The 15867-nt window shown below is 69.6% G+C and carries 16 protein-coding genes; 5 read left to right on the top strand and 11 right to left on the bottom strand.

The window, feature by feature from the left end; translation table 11 throughout:
- Positions 1-13 precede the first annotated feature (13 nt).
- The 3 genes from F7R91_RS03215 to F7R91_RS03205 all read left to right on the top strand — a co-directional run bounded on the left by F7R91_RS03215 (position 14) and on the right by F7R91_RS03205 (position 2544).
- The gene (locus F7R91_RS03215; protein WP_331000526.1) at positions 14-1498 is read left to right on the top strand and encodes an AlkA N-terminal domain-containing protein; all 1485 of its coding nucleotides are present in this window, start codon (positions 14-16) and stop codon (positions 1496-1498) included.
- A 9-nt stretch (positions 1499-1507) separates the two neighbouring features.
- On the top strand, positions 1508-2002 hold the full coding sequence (locus F7R91_RS03210; protein ID WP_150944250.1) for a methylated-DNA--[protein]-cysteine S-methyltransferase: 495 nt from the start codon (positions 1508-1510) through the stop codon (positions 2000-2002).
- Positions 2003-2064: 62 nt separating this feature from the next.
- Positions 2065-2544 (top strand): hypothetical protein, encoded by a 480-nt coding sequence (locus F7R91_RS03205; RefSeq protein WP_150944248.1) that lies wholly within the window; start codon positions 2065-2067, stop codon positions 2542-2544.
- Between the two features lie 21 nt (positions 2545-2565).
- Here the strand turns inward: F7R91_RS03205 and F7R91_RS03200 are convergent, their stop codons facing one another.
- Positions 2566-3300 carry an SIR2 family NAD-dependent protein deacylase gene (locus F7R91_RS03200; protein WP_150944237.1) on the bottom strand — a complete coding sequence of 245 codons (735 nt, stop codon included), beginning with the start codon at positions 3298-3300 and terminating at the stop codon, positions 2566-2568.
- 106 nt (positions 3301-3406) lie between these two features.
- Here F7R91_RS03200 and F7R91_RS03195 point away from each other — a divergent pair, with 106 nt between their 5' ends.
- Positions 3407-3784 (top strand): VOC family protein, encoded by a 378-nt coding sequence (locus tag F7R91_RS03195; protein ID WP_150944236.1) that lies wholly within the window; start codon positions 3407-3409, stop codon positions 3782-3784.
- An 11-nt stretch (positions 3785-3795) separates the two neighbouring features.
- Here the strand turns inward: F7R91_RS03195 and F7R91_RS03190 are convergent, their stop codons facing one another.
- The 3 genes from F7R91_RS03190 to F7R91_RS03175 form a co-directional block, all read right to left on the bottom strand.
- The gene (locus F7R91_RS03190) at positions 3796-4416 is read right to left on the bottom strand and encodes a dihydrofolate reductase family protein (RefSeq protein ID WP_150944234.1); all 621 of its coding nucleotides are present in this window, start codon (positions 4414-4416) and stop codon (positions 3796-3798) included.
- Between the two features lie 50 nt (positions 4417-4466).
- Positions 4467-4961 carry an NUDIX domain-containing protein gene (locus F7R91_RS03185; protein WP_150944232.1) on the bottom strand — a complete coding sequence of 165 codons (495 nt, stop codon included), beginning with the start codon at positions 4959-4961 and terminating at the stop codon, positions 4467-4469.
- Between the two features lie 148 nt (positions 4962-5109).
- Positions 5110-6189 carry an ADP-ribosylglycohydrolase family protein gene (locus F7R91_RS03175; protein ID WP_150944230.1) on the bottom strand — a complete coding sequence of 360 codons (1080 nt, stop codon included), beginning with the start codon at positions 6187-6189 and terminating at the stop codon, positions 5110-5112.
- Positions 6190-6424: 235 nt separating this feature from the next.
- Between F7R91_RS03175 and F7R91_RS03170 the strand changes: the two genes are divergently transcribed.
- The gene (locus tag F7R91_RS03170; RefSeq protein ID WP_150944803.1) at positions 6425-7543 is read left to right on the top strand and encodes a glycerate kinase; all 1119 of its coding nucleotides are present in this window, start codon (positions 6425-6427) and stop codon (positions 7541-7543) included.
- A 174-nt stretch (positions 7544-7717) separates the two neighbouring features.
- Here the strand turns inward: F7R91_RS03170 and pssA are convergent, their stop codons facing one another.
- The 7 genes from pssA to ccrA all read right to left on the bottom strand — a co-directional run bounded on the left by pssA (position 7718) and on the right by ccrA (position 15491).
- Entirely contained in the window at positions 7718-8536 is an 819-nt protein-coding gene (gene pssA, locus F7R91_RS03165; RefSeq protein ID WP_150944800.1) for a CDP-diacylglycerol--serine O-phosphatidyltransferase, read from the bottom strand.
- Positions 8537-8561: 25 nt separating this feature from the next.
- Positions 8562-9218, bottom strand: coding sequence for a phosphatidylserine decarboxylase (locus tag F7R91_RS03160; RefSeq protein ID WP_150944227.1), 657 nt, complete (start codon positions 9216-9218; stop codon positions 8562-8564).
- A 170-nt stretch (positions 9219-9388) separates the two neighbouring features.
- The gene (locus F7R91_RS03155) at positions 9389-10594 is read right to left on the bottom strand and encodes an acyl-CoA dehydrogenase family protein (RefSeq protein ID WP_150944225.1); all 1206 of its coding nucleotides are present in this window, start codon (positions 10592-10594) and stop codon (positions 9389-9391) included.
- Positions 10595-10596: 2 nt separating this feature from the next.
- Positions 10597-11121 (bottom strand): MaoC family dehydratase, encoded by a 525-nt coding sequence (locus F7R91_RS03150; RefSeq protein WP_093719644.1) that lies wholly within the window; start codon positions 11119-11121, stop codon positions 10597-10599.
- Positions 11122-11136: 15 nt separating this feature from the next.
- The gene (locus F7R91_RS03145; protein WP_150944223.1) at positions 11137-12099 is read right to left on the bottom strand and encodes an HpcH/HpaI aldolase/citrate lyase family protein; all 963 of its coding nucleotides are present in this window, start codon (positions 12097-12099) and stop codon (positions 11137-11139) included.
- On the bottom strand, positions 12096-14144 hold the full coding sequence (locus F7R91_RS03140; protein ID WP_150944221.1) for a protein meaA: 2049 nt from the start codon (positions 14142-14144) through the stop codon (positions 12096-12098). Before F7R91_RS03140 ends, F7R91_RS03145 begins: the two co-directional genes overlap by 4 nt.
- A gap of 9 nt (positions 14145-14153) precedes the next feature.
- Positions 14154-15491 (bottom strand): crotonyl-CoA carboxylase/reductase, encoded by a 1338-nt coding sequence (ccrA, locus tag F7R91_RS03135; protein ID WP_191971348.1) that lies wholly within the window; start codon positions 15489-15491, stop codon positions 14154-14156.
- Between the last annotated feature and the right edge of the window lie 376 nt (positions 15492-15867).

Below are 15867 nucleotides of genomic sequence, written 5' to 3'. Positions count from 1 at the left end.
CGATGCTGGACGCATGCGGAACGGGATGTACACCGACCGGGAGCGCTGTGTGCGCGCCGTCCAGTCCAAGGACGCACGCTTCGACGGATGGTTCTTCACGGCCGTCCTGACGACCCGCATCTACTGCCGGCCCAGCTGCCCCGTCGTACCGCCCAAGCCCGGGAACATGACCTTCTACCCGAGCGCGGCGGCCTGCCAGCAGGCCGGCTTCCGGGCCTGCAAGCGGTGCCGGCCCGACACGAGCCCCGGCTCCCCGGAGTGGAACCAGCGCGCCGACCTCGTGGCCCGTGCCATGCGGCTGATCGCGGACGGTGTGGTCGACCGCAAGGGCGTCCCCGGCCTCGCCGCCCGCCTCGGCTACAGCACCCGGCAGATCGAACGCCAGCTGCTCGCCGAGCTGGGCGCGGGCCCGCTCGCCCTCGCCCGAGCGCAACGCGCCCAGACCGCGCGGATCCTCATCGAGACGACCCCGCTGCCGATGGCGGACATCGCCTTCGCCGCCGGTTTCTCCGCGATCCGCACGTTCAACGACACCGTCCGCGAGGTCTTCGCCCTCTCGCCGAGCGAACTGCGCGCGAGGACACCGAAGCGGAGGACCGCGGGCAGCGCCCCCGGCGTCCTGTCCCTCCGCCTCCCCTTCCGCGCCCCCCTCAATCCGGACAACCTCTTCGGACACCTCGCCGCGACCGCCGTCCCGGGTGTGGAGGAATGGCGGGACGGCGCCTACCGGCGCACGCTCCGACTGCCGTACGGGCACGGCATCGTGGCACTCACCCCGCAGCCCGACCACATCGCCTGCCGCCTCACGCTCAGCGATCTGCGCGACCTGACCGTTGCGATCAGCCGCTGCCGCCGCATGCTCGATCTGGACGCGGACCCGGTCGCGGTCGACGACCAGCTGCGCACGGATCCCGTCCTCGCCCCGCTGGTCGACAAGGCACCGGGCCGCCGTGTCCCGCGTACCGTCGACGAGGCGGAGTTCGCCGTACGGGCCGTACTCGGCCAGCAGGTCTCCACGGCCGCCGCCCGCACGCACGCGGCCCGTCTGGTCACCGCGCACGGTCAGACGGTGGACGACCCCGAGGGCGGCCTCACGCACCTCTTCCCCTCGACCGAAGCACTCGCCGCGCTGGACCCCACCGCACTGGCGATGCCCCGCACCCGCCGCACCACCTTCACCACACTCATCGGCCAACTGGCCGAGGGGACACTCCACTTGGGTGTGGAGGGCGACTGGACGCAGACCCGATCCCAACTGCTCGCCCTGCCCGGCTTCGGCCCCTGGACGGTCGACGTCATCGCGATGCGCGCCCTCGGCGACCCCGACGCCTTCCTCCCCACCGACCTCGGAATCCGGCGTGCCGCCCAGGAGTTGGGCCTCCCGTCGACCCCGGCGGCGCTCACGTCCCACGCGGCGGCCTGGCGCCCCTGGCGGGCGTACGCGGTCCAGTACCTGTGGGCGACCGACAGCCACCCGATCAACTTCCTCCCGGTGTAAGGACGTTCCGTGAAGCAGCACACGGTGATCGACAGCCCGTACGGCCCCCTGACGCTCGTAGCCGACGAGGGCGTCCTGTGCGGCCTCTACATGGCCGGTCAGCGCCACCGCCCCCCGGAGGAATCCTTCGGCGAGCGCGACGAGGTTCCTTTCGCGGAGGCGACGGACCAGTTGACGGCCTATTTCGCAGGCGAGCTGACGGAATTCACCCTCGACCTGACCCTGTCGTCCGGCACTCCGTTCCAGCAGAGCGTCTGGCGCCGGCTGCTCTCCATCCCGTACGGCGAGACCCGCTCCTACGGCCAACTGGCCGACGCCCTCGGCAATCCCGCCGCCTCCCGCGCAGTCGGACTGGCGAACGGCCGGAACCCGATCGGCATCATCGTGCCCTGCCACCGCGTGGTCGGCGCCGACGGCAGCCTGACGGGCTACGGCGGCGGACTGGACCGCAAGCGGCGCCTGCTGGACTTCGAACGGGGAGAGGCGCGAGCGGCACTCTTCTAGGCGCGGCCCGCGAGCCCGCTACGATCCGTTCTCGGCCATGGCAAACGCCGGAGAGGGCACGGATGAACGGCTGGGCGGGACCCGGACGCCGGGGAGTGCTCGCGCTGGGCGCGGCAACGGTGCTCGCGGCATGCACACCGACCGCGAAGGGCGCGGACGGCGACAAGGTCCGCACGGACCTGAAGCCCCTGGAACGCCGCTTCACCGCCCTGGGCCCGATGTCCGACGCGCACTGGCTCGGTACGGCACTGGGCACCGACTCCCGCGTCCCGGGCCCCACCGACGTCCGCGTGGTGGGAACAGCCCAACTGAAAGCAGGCGCGGTCGCCGCCATCCTCCGAACTCGGGACTTCCAGCACGAGCCCCCGAGCGGGATCCCGGCCCAACTGACCAAATACCTCCCCAAGAACGCCAAGTGGGTCCACAGCCCCGCCTTCGACGACGAACTGACGGGCGGAACGTACCCGGGCACGTTCCACCTCGACCCCGACACGGACAGGGTCTACTTCGACACAACAAATCCGACAACGCCCACCCACTGACCCGGTCTGTCGGGGGTGGGATCAGTCGCTCTCGGCGCCCACCCTGCGCAGCAGGGTCGGCAGGGCCGTGCCGATGGGCTCGTGGATCACCTCGTCGGCGAGTTCGTCGTACGGTGTCGGCTCGGCGTTGACGATGATCAGGCGGGCGCCGTGGTCCGCGGCGACGCCGGCGAGCCCGGCCGCGGGCTGGACCTGCAGGCTGCTGCCGACGGCGATGAACACCTGGCAGGCCTTGGTGATGGCGACCGCCTCGCCGAGGACCACGGGGTCGAGCCGCTCGCCGAACATCACCGTCGCCGACTTCAGGACTCCGCCGCACTCCAGGCACGGCGGGTCCTCCTCGCCGGCCTCCACCCGGGCGAGGGTGTCCTCCATCGGGCCTCGGGCGTGACACTTCGTGCATACGACACTCCGTGCGGTGCCGTGCAGTTCGAGCACCTTGCGGGCGGGCATCCCGGCGAGCTGGTGCAGCCCGTCCACGTTCTGTGTGATCACCCGCACCGGGACCCCGGACTTCTCCAGTTCGGCGACCGCCCGGTGCGCGGCGTTCGGCTCGGCCTTCAGCGTCCGGTTCTTCCGCCGCATCTGCCAGGAGCGGCGTCTGATCTCGGGGTCGCCCATGTAGTACTCGTAGGTCACGAGCTTCTCGGCCTCCGGATTCCGCCGCCAGAGTCCGTTCGGGCCGCGGTAATCAGGGATGCCGGAATCCGTGGAGATACCTGCACCACTGAGGATGGCGACGAGTGGCCTGTTCATGGGCCGAGACTAGGACGCCTGCCTGCTCGGAGCGAGTGGAATTCGATGCGGTCCCTCGCCCCGCCGTGACTCCGGCGAGCACGACGGTCTCCGTACACTGACGGGCATGGCATGCCGCATCAGTGAGCTGGTCATCGACTGCGCCGACCCCGACCGGCTCGCCGCGTTCTGGAGCGACGTCCTCGGCTACGTCGAACTCGGCCGGGAGGACGACGGAAGCATCGAGATCGGGCCGCCCGACGCCGGCTTCGGCGGCCCGCAACCCATCCTCGTCCTCAGCCCCAGCAGCGACCCGCGGACCGGGAAGCTCCGACTGCACATCGACATCAACGCCACCGACCGCGACCAGGATGCCGAGCTGGAGCGGCTGCTCGCTCTCGGCGCCAGGCCCGCCGACGTCGGCCAGAGCGGAACCGAGAACTGGCACGTCCTGGCCGACCCGGAAGGCAACGAATTCTGCCTCCTGCACGCCCGGCTCCCGTAACGCCCTCCGGCTCAGGACAGCACGCGATAGGTGGCGTGCGTGACCCTGCTCGCCGACCGCGACCTGACTTGCTCCAGTTTCAGCGGGGGGACGCCCTCGAACAGCCGCGTGCCGGCGCCGAGCGTGAGCGGCACGAGATGCAGCCGCAGCTCGTCGATCAGGCCGGCGGCGAGGTACTGGTTGACGGTGGTCGCGCCGCCCTGGATCGCGACGTCGCCGTCGCCGGCCGCCTCGTGTGCCCGTGCCAGTGCCGACTCGATTCCGTCGGTGACGAAGTAGTACGTGGTGCCGCCGTCCATCGGCTGTGGCTCGCGCGCGTAGTGGGTGAGCACGAACACCGGGGCGTGGAACGGCGGATCGTCGCCCCACCAGCCGTTCCACTGCCGGTCCCACTCGCCACGCACGGGGCCGAACATGTTGCGCCCCATGACGAATGCCTTGGCGGCGGTCATCCGGTCGACCTCGGCCCGGTTCTCGTCGGGATTCTCGAACATCCAGGCGTGCAGCTTGTCGCCCCAGCCGTCGCCGCCGTCGTCGCCGAACGGGCGTTCCTCGGTCTGATTGAGCCCGGCCGAGTACCCGTCGGCCGAGATCGTGATGTCGCAGATCACCCTGCCCATTCGTTCGGTCATCGCTCTCTCCTCCTCGTGGCGGCCTCCGTCGCCTGCGCGGTGATTCGGCGTCAGCCGACCTGGTGGCCGTTCTCCAGCTCCGCCGTGCCCGTGCCCTCGGTCAGGACATCGAGCGCGGCCAGGACACGGCGGCCCAGCGCGCCGGGGAGGTACCCGGTGAGCTCCTCGCGCGCCACGAGCCGCCAGGACAGCAGCTCCGCCTCCTGCAGCCGGATCGCCTTGAGGTCGTCCTCGCCGAGGACTCCGCCGTCGTACAGATACGCCACCAGCGGCGGCCGCGCCGTCCCGTGCACCCAGTCCACCGCGAGCAGCCGGCCGAGCTCCCGGTCGAGCCCGATCTCCTCGGCGGTCTCGCGGCGCGCGCCCTGGCGCGGGGTCTCGCCCTCGTCGGACTCGATGGTGCCACCCGGAAGCGCCCAGCCCTCCCGGTAGTTGGGCTCGACGAGCAGCACCCGGTCGCCGGCGTCACGGAAGAGCGCGGCGGCCCCGGCGAGGACGCGGGGCAGACCCGCGATGTACGTGGCGAAGTCTTCGGTGGTGGTCATCCAGGAAGCGTAACCAGCGCAGGGGGGCCCACCGGGCGCCCGTACTCGCTCATGAAGCACCGGCTCATGAAGCACCGGCTCATGAAGCACCGGCTCATGAAGCACCGGCTCATGAAGCACCGGCTCATGAAGCCTCGCCCTCCTGCCGTCACACAGCCTCCCCGTCCGACTCCACCAGGCGCACCGTCCGCTCCGCCAGCTCGCTGATCCGCATCCCGTCGAAGCCGAACACCGCGCTGCGCACCGTGTCCTCCAGGGGGTCCTTCCACTGGGCCGGGATGGCGTCCGCGCCCGTCAGTACGCCGGTCACCGAGCCCGCGGTCGCGCCGTTGGAGTCGGTGTCCAGGCCGCCGCGAACGGTGAGCGTGATGGTCCGGGTGAAGTCGCCGTCGCCGTACAGAAGCCCGGCGGTGAGCACCGCGGCGTTCGGGACCGTGTGGATCCAGCCGAGCCCCACGGTCTCCTCGGCCATCGTCGTGAGCGTGTCCTCCCAGGTCATCCGGGTGTCGTGGAGGGAGACGACCCGGCGCACGGTGCGGGCGAGGCGGCTGCTCGCCGGGATGACGGTCAGCGCCTCGTCGACCGCGTGCCGGACCGTCGGCGCCTCGAAGGCCGCCGAGATCAGCGCCGCCGCCCACATCGCGCCGTACACGCCGTTGCCGGTGTGGGACAGGACCGCGTCCCGGCGGGCGAGGGAGGCGGCGCGGCGCGGGACGCCCGGGCACGTCCAGCCGTAGATGTCGGCACGGATCAGGGCGCCGATCCATTCCTGGTACGGGTTGTCGTAGGTGGCCGTCAGCGGTGGCTTGAGGCCGTTGGCGAGGTTCCGGTACGCCGCCCGCTCCGCCGTGAAGGTCTGCAGATACGGCAGCCGCAGCAGCCACAGATCGCCCACCTGCTCCGTGCTGAAGCCGAAGCCATGGGTCTCCAGGAGGTCGAGGCCGAGGATGGCGTAGTCGACGTCGTCGTCGCGGCAGCTGCCGTGGATACGGCCGCGCACGCACTGGCGCCATTCGGGGCGCAGCTCGAAGCCGTCGTCGCCGACCGGTTCGGGAAGGTAGTCGGTGAGGGGCAGGGCGGCGGCCTGCCGCAGGTACTGGTCGATACGGTCCCGCGTCCACAGGTCGCCCTGCTCGACCGGCTTGCCGAGCATGTTGCCCGCGATCCGGCCCAGCCAGCCCCCGAGGACGCGGTCGGCGAGCTCTGGCTCAATGCCCACAGGGGTCATAGCTCCGGTTTACCCGATTTCCGGGACGCCCGCGCCGGTTCCGGACGGGGGCGCAAAGGGAGCAGTCAGGGTTGTACCAGGGCGCGGTCGGGGCATGACGACGGGGGCGCGCTCCGGTTAGGGTCGCATCGGCGCGACTGGCCCTGACCATGCGTGAGGGCCCGGAGAGCAAGGGGAATGCAAGGTGGCGGACGCTGCAGTGAACGGACCATCGAAGGCCCGGTCGGCACATCGGGTGCTCATCGCCGCGGACAAGTTCAAGGGCTCGCTGACGGCGGTGCAGGTCGCCGAGCGGGTGACGGCGGGGCTGCGCCGGGTCGTCCCGGACGTCGGGGTCGAGGCGCTGCCCGTGGCCGACGGCGGCGACGGAACGGTGGACGCTGCGGTCGCGGCGGGTTTCGAGCGGCGGGAGGTACGGGTCACCGGGCCCGTCGGCGACGAGGTGACGGCCGCGTTCGCGCTGCGCGGCGGGACGGCGGTCGTGGAGATGGCGGAGGCGAGCGGGCTGCAGCGGCTGCCCGGGGGCGTCTTCGCCCCGCTGACGGCATCGACGTACGGCTCCGGAGAACTGCTGCGGGCCGCGCTGGACGCGGGAGCCCGGACGATCGTGTTCGGGGTCGGCGGCAGCGCGACCACGGACGGCGGAGCCGGGATGCTGTCCGCGCTGGGGGCACGGTTCCTCGACGCGGAGGGGGAGCCGGTGGCGCCGGGCGGCGGCGGCCTCGCCGATCTGGCCTCGGCCGATCTGTCGGGCGTGGACCCGCGGCTCGGCTCGGTCGAGTTCATCCTCGCGAGTGATGTCGACAATCCGCTGACCGGACCGAAGGGCGCACCCGCGGTGTACGGCCCGCAGAAGGGCGCGGTACCGGAGGACGTGGAGGCGCTGGACGCGGCGCTCGGCAAATTTGTGGTGGTGCTGGAGGAGACGGTCGGGCCGAAGGCCGCCGAGTACGCCGCCTCGCCGGGCGCGGGCGCGGCGGGCGGCATCGGGTTCGCTGCTCTGCTCCTCGGCGCCCGGTTCCGCCCCGGCATCGAGGTGATGCTGGAGGTGCTGGGCTTCGCACCCGCTCTGGAAGTGGCGACGCTGGTGATCACCGGCGAGGGCTCCCTGGACGAGCAGACGCTCCACGGCAAGGCCCCGGCCGGCGTCGCGGCCGCGGCGCGCGCGGCGGACAAGGAGGTCGTCGCGGTGTGCGGCCGGCTCGCCCTGCCGCCCCAGGAGCTGGGCCGGGCCGGTATCCGGCGGGCCTACCCGCTGACGGAGGCCGAGCCGGACATGGCGAAGTGCATCGCGGACGCGGGACCGATCCTGGAACGGGTGGCGGAACAGATCGCCCGCGACTTCCTTCAATGACCGGTCCGCCGGCAACGGGGCGGGGCTCGGCCCGAGCAACGCGGCAGTGTCCCGACCCGATCGGAAACGCCCTACGAACCCGCAGCCGGGCAACAATGCCCCAGGCCCTGAGTGAACAGACGTAGGGCCCCCGAGCCGAGTGGCTCGGGGGCCCTACCCCAGGTCGTGCAACCGCTACGGCAGCTGTGCCGTTCGTGCCTCGCGCCTGTTGTCGCGGAAGTTGTTCACCCGGCGGGCCGTGGCGAACAGCGGGATCACCGCGCCCATGACCAGTTGGAGGGCGCAGCCCGTCTGGAGGAGCAGCTGGCCGCTCGGGGCGTCGAACGCCCACGCCGCCAGCAGGCCCATGGACAGGACGATCCAGGAGAGCATCGCCACGGCGAGCCGTCCCCGGGGCTTGGGGTACTCGACGCGGCTCACCATCAGCCAGGCCGTGCCCAGGATCGCCAGCAGCGTCGCCACGAAGGGCAGCTCGAGGAGCACGATCGACACCACGGTCAGCGCGCCGAACGGCGACGGCATGCCCTGGAACGTGCCGTCCTTGACCGTCACGCACGAGAAGCGGGCCAGACGCAGCACCACGGCCAGGAGCACCACGATCGCCCCCACCGCCGCCACGCGCTGGTGCGCGTCGTCCGCGACCATGCCGTAGACCAGGACGAAGTACGCCGGGGCCAGGCCGAAGCTGATCAGGTCGGAGAGGTTGTCCAGCTCCGCTCCCATGGGGGAGGAGCGCAGCTTGCGCGCCACGAGCCCGTCGAACAGGTCGAAGACCGCCGCGCACAGCATCAGGATGACCGCCGTGGCCGCGCTGTGGCGGGCCATGCCGGACTCCTGGCTGCCCGTGAGGTGCGGGATGAGGATGCCGGTGGTGGTGAAGTACACCGCCATGAAGCCGCATGTGGCGTTGCCGAGCGTCAGGGTGTCCGCTATCGACAGGCGGAGCGACAGCGGCATCTCCTCCTCGTCGTCCACCTCGTCGGCCTCGGGCACCCAGCCCGTTTGCTGTGTCTGCGGATCAATCACGGTCAATGCGAGTCACCCCAGCCACGGTCTTCTGGCCGACCTCGACCGCGACGTCCACGCCCTCCGGCAGGTAGATGTCGACGCGTGAGCCGAACCGGATCAGCCCGATCCGGTCACCCTGCTCGACCTTGGTGCCCTGGGGCACGTAGGGGACGATACGGCGGGCGACCGCACCGGCGATCTGGATCATCTCGATGTCGCCGAGCTCGGTGTCGAAGTGCCAGACTACGCGCTCGTTGTTCTCGCTCTCCTTGTTGAACGCCGGAACGAACCCGCCGGGGATGTGCTCGACGGACGTGACCGTTCCGGAGAGGGGGGCGCGGTTGACGTGCACGTTGAGCGGGCTCATGAAGATCGCGACGCGGGTGCGTCCGTCCTTCCACGGCATGATGCTCTGCACCACACCGTCGGCGGGCGAGATGACCCGGCCCGGGGCGATCTCGCGCTCGGGGTCGCGGAAGAACCACAGCATGCCCGCCGCGAGCGCGGTGGCGGGCACGGCCACGGCCTTGGCGGCGCCGGAGCGGCGTGCGCGGGCCAGGCTGAGGGCTGCGGTGGCGACGGTCGGGAGAAGCCACGGCGATGCTCCACGCGCAAGGCGTACGCCGACCAGGCTGTCGCGAAGTGCAGGGGTTTGGCTGTGGGGCATGGATGACCTTCGTAGCGGACGATGCCGCGCTGCAATGGGGGACGGCGGCTTTCCCGGGATGGTACCGGTCGCGGGCCACAACTGGGCAAGCCGGGAAGCCGAGTCGGAGGCCGAAGAGTGTTGACGGGGTGTGATCTTCTTCTCCAAGAAAACACCCCGTAACCGAACTTTCAGCCCTGGAACCGATACTCTTCGAGCAACCTGCGACCGATGATCATTTTCTGGATCTCGGCGGTACCTTCGCCGATCAGCAGCATCGGAGCCTCACGGTAGAGGCGCTCGATCTCGTACTCCTTGGAGAAGCCGTAGCCGCCGTGGATCCGGAAGGCGTCCTCCACGACCTCCTTGCAGTACTCGGAGGCGAGGTACTTCGCCATCCCAGCCTCGAGGTCGTTTCGTTCCCCGGAGTCCTTTTTGCGAGCCGCGTTCACCATCATGGCATGCGCCGCCTCGACCTTGGTAGCCATCTCCGCCAGCTTGAACTGGATGGCCTGGTGCTGGGCGATCGGCTTGCCGAAAGTGTGACGCTGCTGGGCGTACTGGACGCCGAGCTCGAACGCACGCTGAGCGACGCCACAGCCACGCGCCGCCACGTTGACGCGGCCGACTTCCACGCCGTCCATCATGTGGTAAAAACCTCGGCCGGTGACGCCCCCGAGCACGCGATCGGCCGGAATCCGCAGGCCATCCATGATGAGCTCGGTGGTGTCGACGCCCTTGTAGCCCATCTTGTCGATCTTCCCCGGGATGGTGAGGCCGGGGCGGACCTCTCCGAAGCCGGGCTCCTTCTCGACGAGGAAGGTCGTCATCGACTTGTGGGGCGCGGTGCCCTCAGGGTGTCCTTCGTCACTTCGCACCAGAACGGCGACCAGAGAGGACGTGCCGCCGTTCGTGAGCCACATCTTCTGGCCGTTGAGGACGTACTCGTCGCCGTCCTTGACGGCCTTCGACGTGATGGCCGACACATCGGAGCCCAGGGCCGGCTCCGACATCGAGAAGGCGCCGCGGATGTCGCCGGCGGCCATCCTCGGCAGGAAGTGGTCCTTCTGCTCCTGCGTGCCGTGCTGCTTGAGCATGTACGCCACGATGAAGTGCGTGTTGATGATGCCGGACACCGACATCCAGCCGCGGGCGATCTCCTCCACGCACAGCGCGTAGGTCAGGAGCGACTCGCCCAGGCCCCCGTACTCCTCGGGGATCATCAGGCCGAACAGGCCGAGTTCCTTCAGGCCGTCGACGATCGCTTGCGGGTACTCGTCGCGGTGCTCCAGCTCGGTCGCGACCGGGATGATCTCCTTGTCCACGAAGTCGCGGACGGTGGAGAGGATCTCCTGCTGGATGTCCGTCAGACCGGCGGTCTGGGCGAGGCGCGCCATCTCTACTTCTCCGTCTTTTCCGAAGGGGCGTTCAGCTCCGGGCGGCCGGGCTGCTCGCCGCCGCGCTCCTTGATGTAGGTCTCGGTGGGGACCATGACCTTGCGGCGGAACACGCACACCAGGGTGCCGTCCTGCTTGTAGCCCTTGGTCTCGACGTAGACGATGCCGCGGTCGTTCTTCGACTTGGACGGCCACTTGTCGAGCACGGTCGTCTCGCCGTAGATCGTGTCGCCGTGGAAGGTCGGCGCCACGTGCTTGAGCGACTCGATCTCCAGGTTGGCGATCGCCTTGCCGGAGATGTCCGGCACGGACATGCCGAGGAGCAGCGAGTAGATGTAGTTCCCGACGACGACGTTCTTGCCGAAGTCCGTCGTCTTCTCCGCATAGTTGGTGTCCATGTGGAGCGGGTGGTGGTTCATGGTGAGGAGACAGAACAGGTGGTCGTCGTACTCCGTGACCGTCTTGCCCGGCCAGTGCTTGTACGTCGCCCCGACCTCGAACTCCTCGTAGGTGCGTCCGAACTGCATCGCGCTCAGGGCTCCTTAGCTGACGGGGGTCTCGAACTTGCTGGTCCGCTGCATGCCGGCGGCGCGGCCCTTGCCGGAGATGACCAGCGCCATCTTGCGGCTGGCCTCGTCGATCATCTCGTCGCCGAGCATCGCCGAGCCCTTCTTGCCGCCCGCCTCGGACGTGTAGTAGTCGTACGCGTCCAGGATCAGCTCGGCGTGGTCGTAGTCCTCCTGGGAGGGCGAGAAGATCTCGTTGGACGCCTCGACCTGGCCCGGGTGCAGCACCCACTTGCCGTCGAAACCGAGGGCCGCGGCGCGCTGAGCCACCGCGCGGTAGCCGTCGATGTTGCGGATCTGCAGGTAGGGGCCGTCGATCGCCTGGAGGTTGTTGGCGCGCGCGGCCATCAGGATCTTCATCAGGATGTAGTGATAGGCGTCCGCCGGGTAGCCGGGCGGCTGCTCGCCCACGACCAGCGACTTCATGTTGATCGACGCCATGAAGTCGGCCGGGCCGAAGATGATCGTCTCGACGCGCTGGGAGGCCGTCGCGATCGCGTTGACGTTGTTGAGGCCCTGCGCGTTCTCGATCTGCGCCTCGATGCCGATCTTGCCGACCTCGAAGCCCATCGTCTTCTCGATCTGCGTCAGCAGCAGGTCCAGGGCGACGATCTGCTCGGCGTTCTGCACCTTCGGCAGCATGATGCAGTCGAGGTTCGGGCCCGCGCCCTCGACGACCGTGACGACATCGCGGTACGTCCACTCGGTCGTCCAGTCGTTGACGCGCACGACGCGCGTCTTGCCCGTCCAGTCGCCCTCGTTGAGGAACTTGACGATGGTGTGCCGCGCCTCGGGCTTGGCGAGCGGCGCGCACGCGTCCTCGAGGTCCAGGAAGACCTGGTCGGCGGGGAGGCCCTGGGCCTTCTCCAGGAAGCGCGGGTTCGAGCCCGGTACCGCCAGGCAGGAACGCCGGGGGCGAAGGCGGTTGACCGTGGTCATGCGGGGACCTCCAGGGGGTCGAGCTTGTTCGCTTTCCGGATCTCGTCGACGATGCGGCCGATGATTCCGGTGATGTCGAAGTCCTTCGGGGTGAAGACCGCGGCCACTCCGGCGGCCCGGAGCTGTTCGGCGTCACCATTCGGGATGATGCCACCGGCGATCACCGGTATATCTGTGGCACCGGCCACACGCAGCCGCTCCAGCACGTCCGGCACCAGCTGGGCGTGCGAGCCGGAGAGGATGGACAGGCCGACCGCGTGCACGTCCTCGGCGAGGGCCGCGTCCACGATCTGCTCGGGCGTCAGGCGTATGCCCTGGTAGACCACCTCGAACCCGGCGTCACGGGCCCGCACGGCGATCTGCTCGGCGCCGTTGGAGTGCCCGTCCAGGCCCGGCTTGCCGACCAGGAAGCGCAGCTTGCCGGAGCCCAGGTCGCGGGCGGTGGCATCCACCTTGGCGCGCACCTCGGCGAGGGCCGAGCCCTGCTCGGCGGGGACGGCCACCGGCGCCGACGAGACGCCCGTCGGGGCGCGGAACTCGCCGAACACCTCCCGCAGCGCGCCGGCCCATTCGCCGGTGGTCACCCCGGCGCGGGCGCACTCCAGGGTGGCCTCCATGAGGTTGCCGGTGCCCTTAGCGGCCTCCTTCAGCCGCTCCAGCGCCTTGCACGGACGCGGGTGGTTGAAGGGCGGCTGGTAGCGGGTGTCGCGCCAGTGTCCGATCGCCTCGACGACCCGGGCCTCGACCGCCGGGTCGACCGTCTGGATCGCGGTGTCCAGGTCCGCGGTCAGCGGGTTGGGCTCGGTCGTCTCGAAGATGTTGACGCCGACGATCTTCTCCTGCCCGGACTCGATACGCCCCCGGCGCTCGGCGTGCGAGGCGACGAGCTGCGACTTGAGGTAGCCGGACTCGACGGCGGCCATCGCGCCGCCCATCTCCTGGATCCGGTCGATCTCGGCGAGGGAGTCCTCGACCAGCTGGGCCACCTTCGCCTCGATGACGTGCGAGCCCTCGAAGATGTCCTCGTAGTCCAGCAGGTCGCTCTCGTGCGCCAGCACCTGCTGGATGCGCAGGGACCACTGCTGGTCCCAGGGGCGGGGCAGGCCGAGGGCCTCGTTCCAGGCCGGAAGCTGGACGGCACGCGCGCGTGCGTCCTTGGAGAGGGTCACGGCCAGCATCTCCAGGACGATCCGCTGGACGTTGTTCTCCGGCTGCGCCTCGGTCAGACCGAGGGAGTTGACCTGGACGCCGTACCGGAACCGGCGCTGCTTGGGGTTCTCGATGCCGTACCGCTCGCGGGTGATCTTGTCCCAGATCCGCCCGAAGGCCCGCATCTTGCACATCTCCTCGACGAAGCGGACGCCCGCGTTCACGAAGAAGGAGATGCGGGCGACCACGTCGCCCATGCGCTCCTGCGGCACCTGGCCGGAGTCGCGCACGGCGTCGAGGACGGCGATCGCGGTGGACATCGCGTACGCGATCTCCTGCACCGGCGTGGCCCCGGCCTCCTGCAGGTGGTAGCTGCAGATGTTGATCGGGTTCCACTTCGGGATGTGGGAGACCGTGTACGCGATCATGTCCGTCGTCAGCCGGAGCGAGGGTCCCGGCGGGAACACATGCGTGCCCCGCGACAGGTACTCCTTGACGATGTCGTTCTGGGTCGTGCCCTGGAGCTTGGTGATGTCCGCGCCCTGCTCCTCCGCGACGACCTGGTAGAGCGCCAGCAGCCACATGGCGGTGGCGTTGATGGTCATCGAGGTGTTCATCTGCTCCAGGGGGATGTCCTGGAACAGCCGGCGCATGTCACCGAGGTGCGAGACCGGGACCCCGACCCGGCCGACCTCGCCGCGGGCGAGGATGTGATCGGGGTCGTAGCCGGTCTGCGTCGGCAGGTCGAACGCCACCGACAGGCCGGTCTGGCCCTTGGCGAGGTTGCGCCGGTACAGCTCGTTGGACGCCTCGGCCGTGGAGTGACCGGCGTAGGTGCGCATCAACCACGGCCGGTCCCTTTCCCTTTGCGCCTGCGGCGACTGACGCTCACTCATGGACGCCTCTCAGATGTTGCGGAAGCGGTTGATGGCGTCGATGTGCCGGGCGCGCATCTCCTCGTCGCGCACGCCCAGGCCCTCCTCGGGGGCGAGGCACAGGACGCCGACCTTGCCCTGGTGGAGATTGCGGTGCACGTCGTACGCGGCCTGCCCGGTGTCCTCCAGGGAGTAGACCTTGGAGAGGGTCGGGTGGATCTTGCCCTTCGCGATGAGGCGGTTGGCCTCCCAGGCCTCACGGTAGTTGGCGAAGTGCGAGCCGATGATCCGCTTCAGGGACATCCACAGGTAGCGGTTGTCGTACTCGTGGTTGTACCCCGAGGTGGAGGCGCAGGTGACGATGGTGCCGCCCTTGCGGGTGACGTAGACGGAGGCGCCGAAGGTCTCCCGGCCCGGGTGCTCGAAGACGATGTCGACGTCCTCGCCGCCGGTCAGCTCGCGGATGCGCTTGCCGAAGCGCTTCCACTCCTTCGGGTCCTGGGTGTTCTCGTCCTTCCAGAACTTGTAGCCCTCGGCGTTGCGGTCGATGATCGCCTCGGCGCCCATCGAGCGGCAGATGTCCGCCTTCTGGTCGCTGGAGACGACACAGATCGGGTTGGCGCCGCCGGCCAGCGCGAACTGCGTGGCGTACGAGCCGAGTCCGCCGCTCGCGCCCCAGATCAGGACGTTGTCGCCCTGCTTCATGCCGGCGCCGTTGCGGGAGACCAGCTGCCGGTACGCGGTGGAGTTGACCAGACCGGGAGCGGCTGCCTCCTCCCAGCTGAGGTGACCCGGCTTGGGCATCAGCTGGTTGGACTTGACGAGCGCGATCTCGGCGAGGCCGCCGAAGTTGGTCTCGAAGCCCCAGATGCGCTGCTCGGGGTCGAGCATCGTGTCGTTGTGGCCGTCGCTGGACTCCAGCTCGACGGACAGGCAGTGCGCGACGACCTCGTCACCGGGCTTCCAGGCGTTGACGCCCGGCCCGGTGCGCAGCACGACGCCCGCGAGGTCGGAGCCGATGATGTGGTACGGCAGGTCGTGCCGCTTGGTGAGCTCGGAGAGCTTGCCGTAGCGCTCCAGGAAGCCGAAGGTCGGCAGCGGCTCGAAGATCGAGGTCCACACCGAGTTGTAGTTGACCGAGGAGGCCATCACGGCCACCAGGGCCTCGCCCGGGCCGAGCTCGGGCAGCGCCACCTCGTCGAGGTGGGTCGACTTGCGCGGGTCCTTGTCGCGGGTCTCCAGGCCCGCGAACATCTCCGTCTCGTCCTTGTGCACGGTGATCGCGCGATACGACTCGGGGAGCGGCAGAGCGGCGAAGTCGGCCGGAGTCGAGTCCGGCGACTGGATCGCGTCCAGGATGTCCTTCACGGTCACGGTGTTGCCTCCGGCGAATGGCGTCTTGAGGGGAGACGCTGAGGGTTACGTCGGTGCTGCTGAGAGGGTGTGTGTTGCCGTCGGTTCGGCTGGGGTGGAGCTTCGGCAGCGCTTTGTGGCGCGGGAGGTTGCCTGTGACGCAGGCGTCCGGGCGCGCGAGCCATCGGCTTGCGGGGACAGCCGGCGTACGCATGGTCTCTGCACGCCGGCCGCCCGGACTCCTTCAACGTATGACACCGCGTGTCACCCCGCAAGGCACTGAGTGCCAGAACTTGCTCTCAGGTGAAATCTTTACGTAACACATGAGCGATGATCGATCGAACGGGCTCTGAAAGTTGCCTGAAAAGGTGCTCTGACATGCCAAAACGGC

The organism is Streptomyces luteolifulvus (assembly GCF_008806595.1).
Lineage (GTDB): Bacteria > Actinomycetota > Actinomycetes > Streptomycetales > Streptomycetaceae > Streptomyces > Streptomyces luteolifulvus.
The sequence above is the reverse complement of the archived record's forward strand: the minus strand, read 5'-3'. Positions and strand labels throughout refer to the sequence as shown.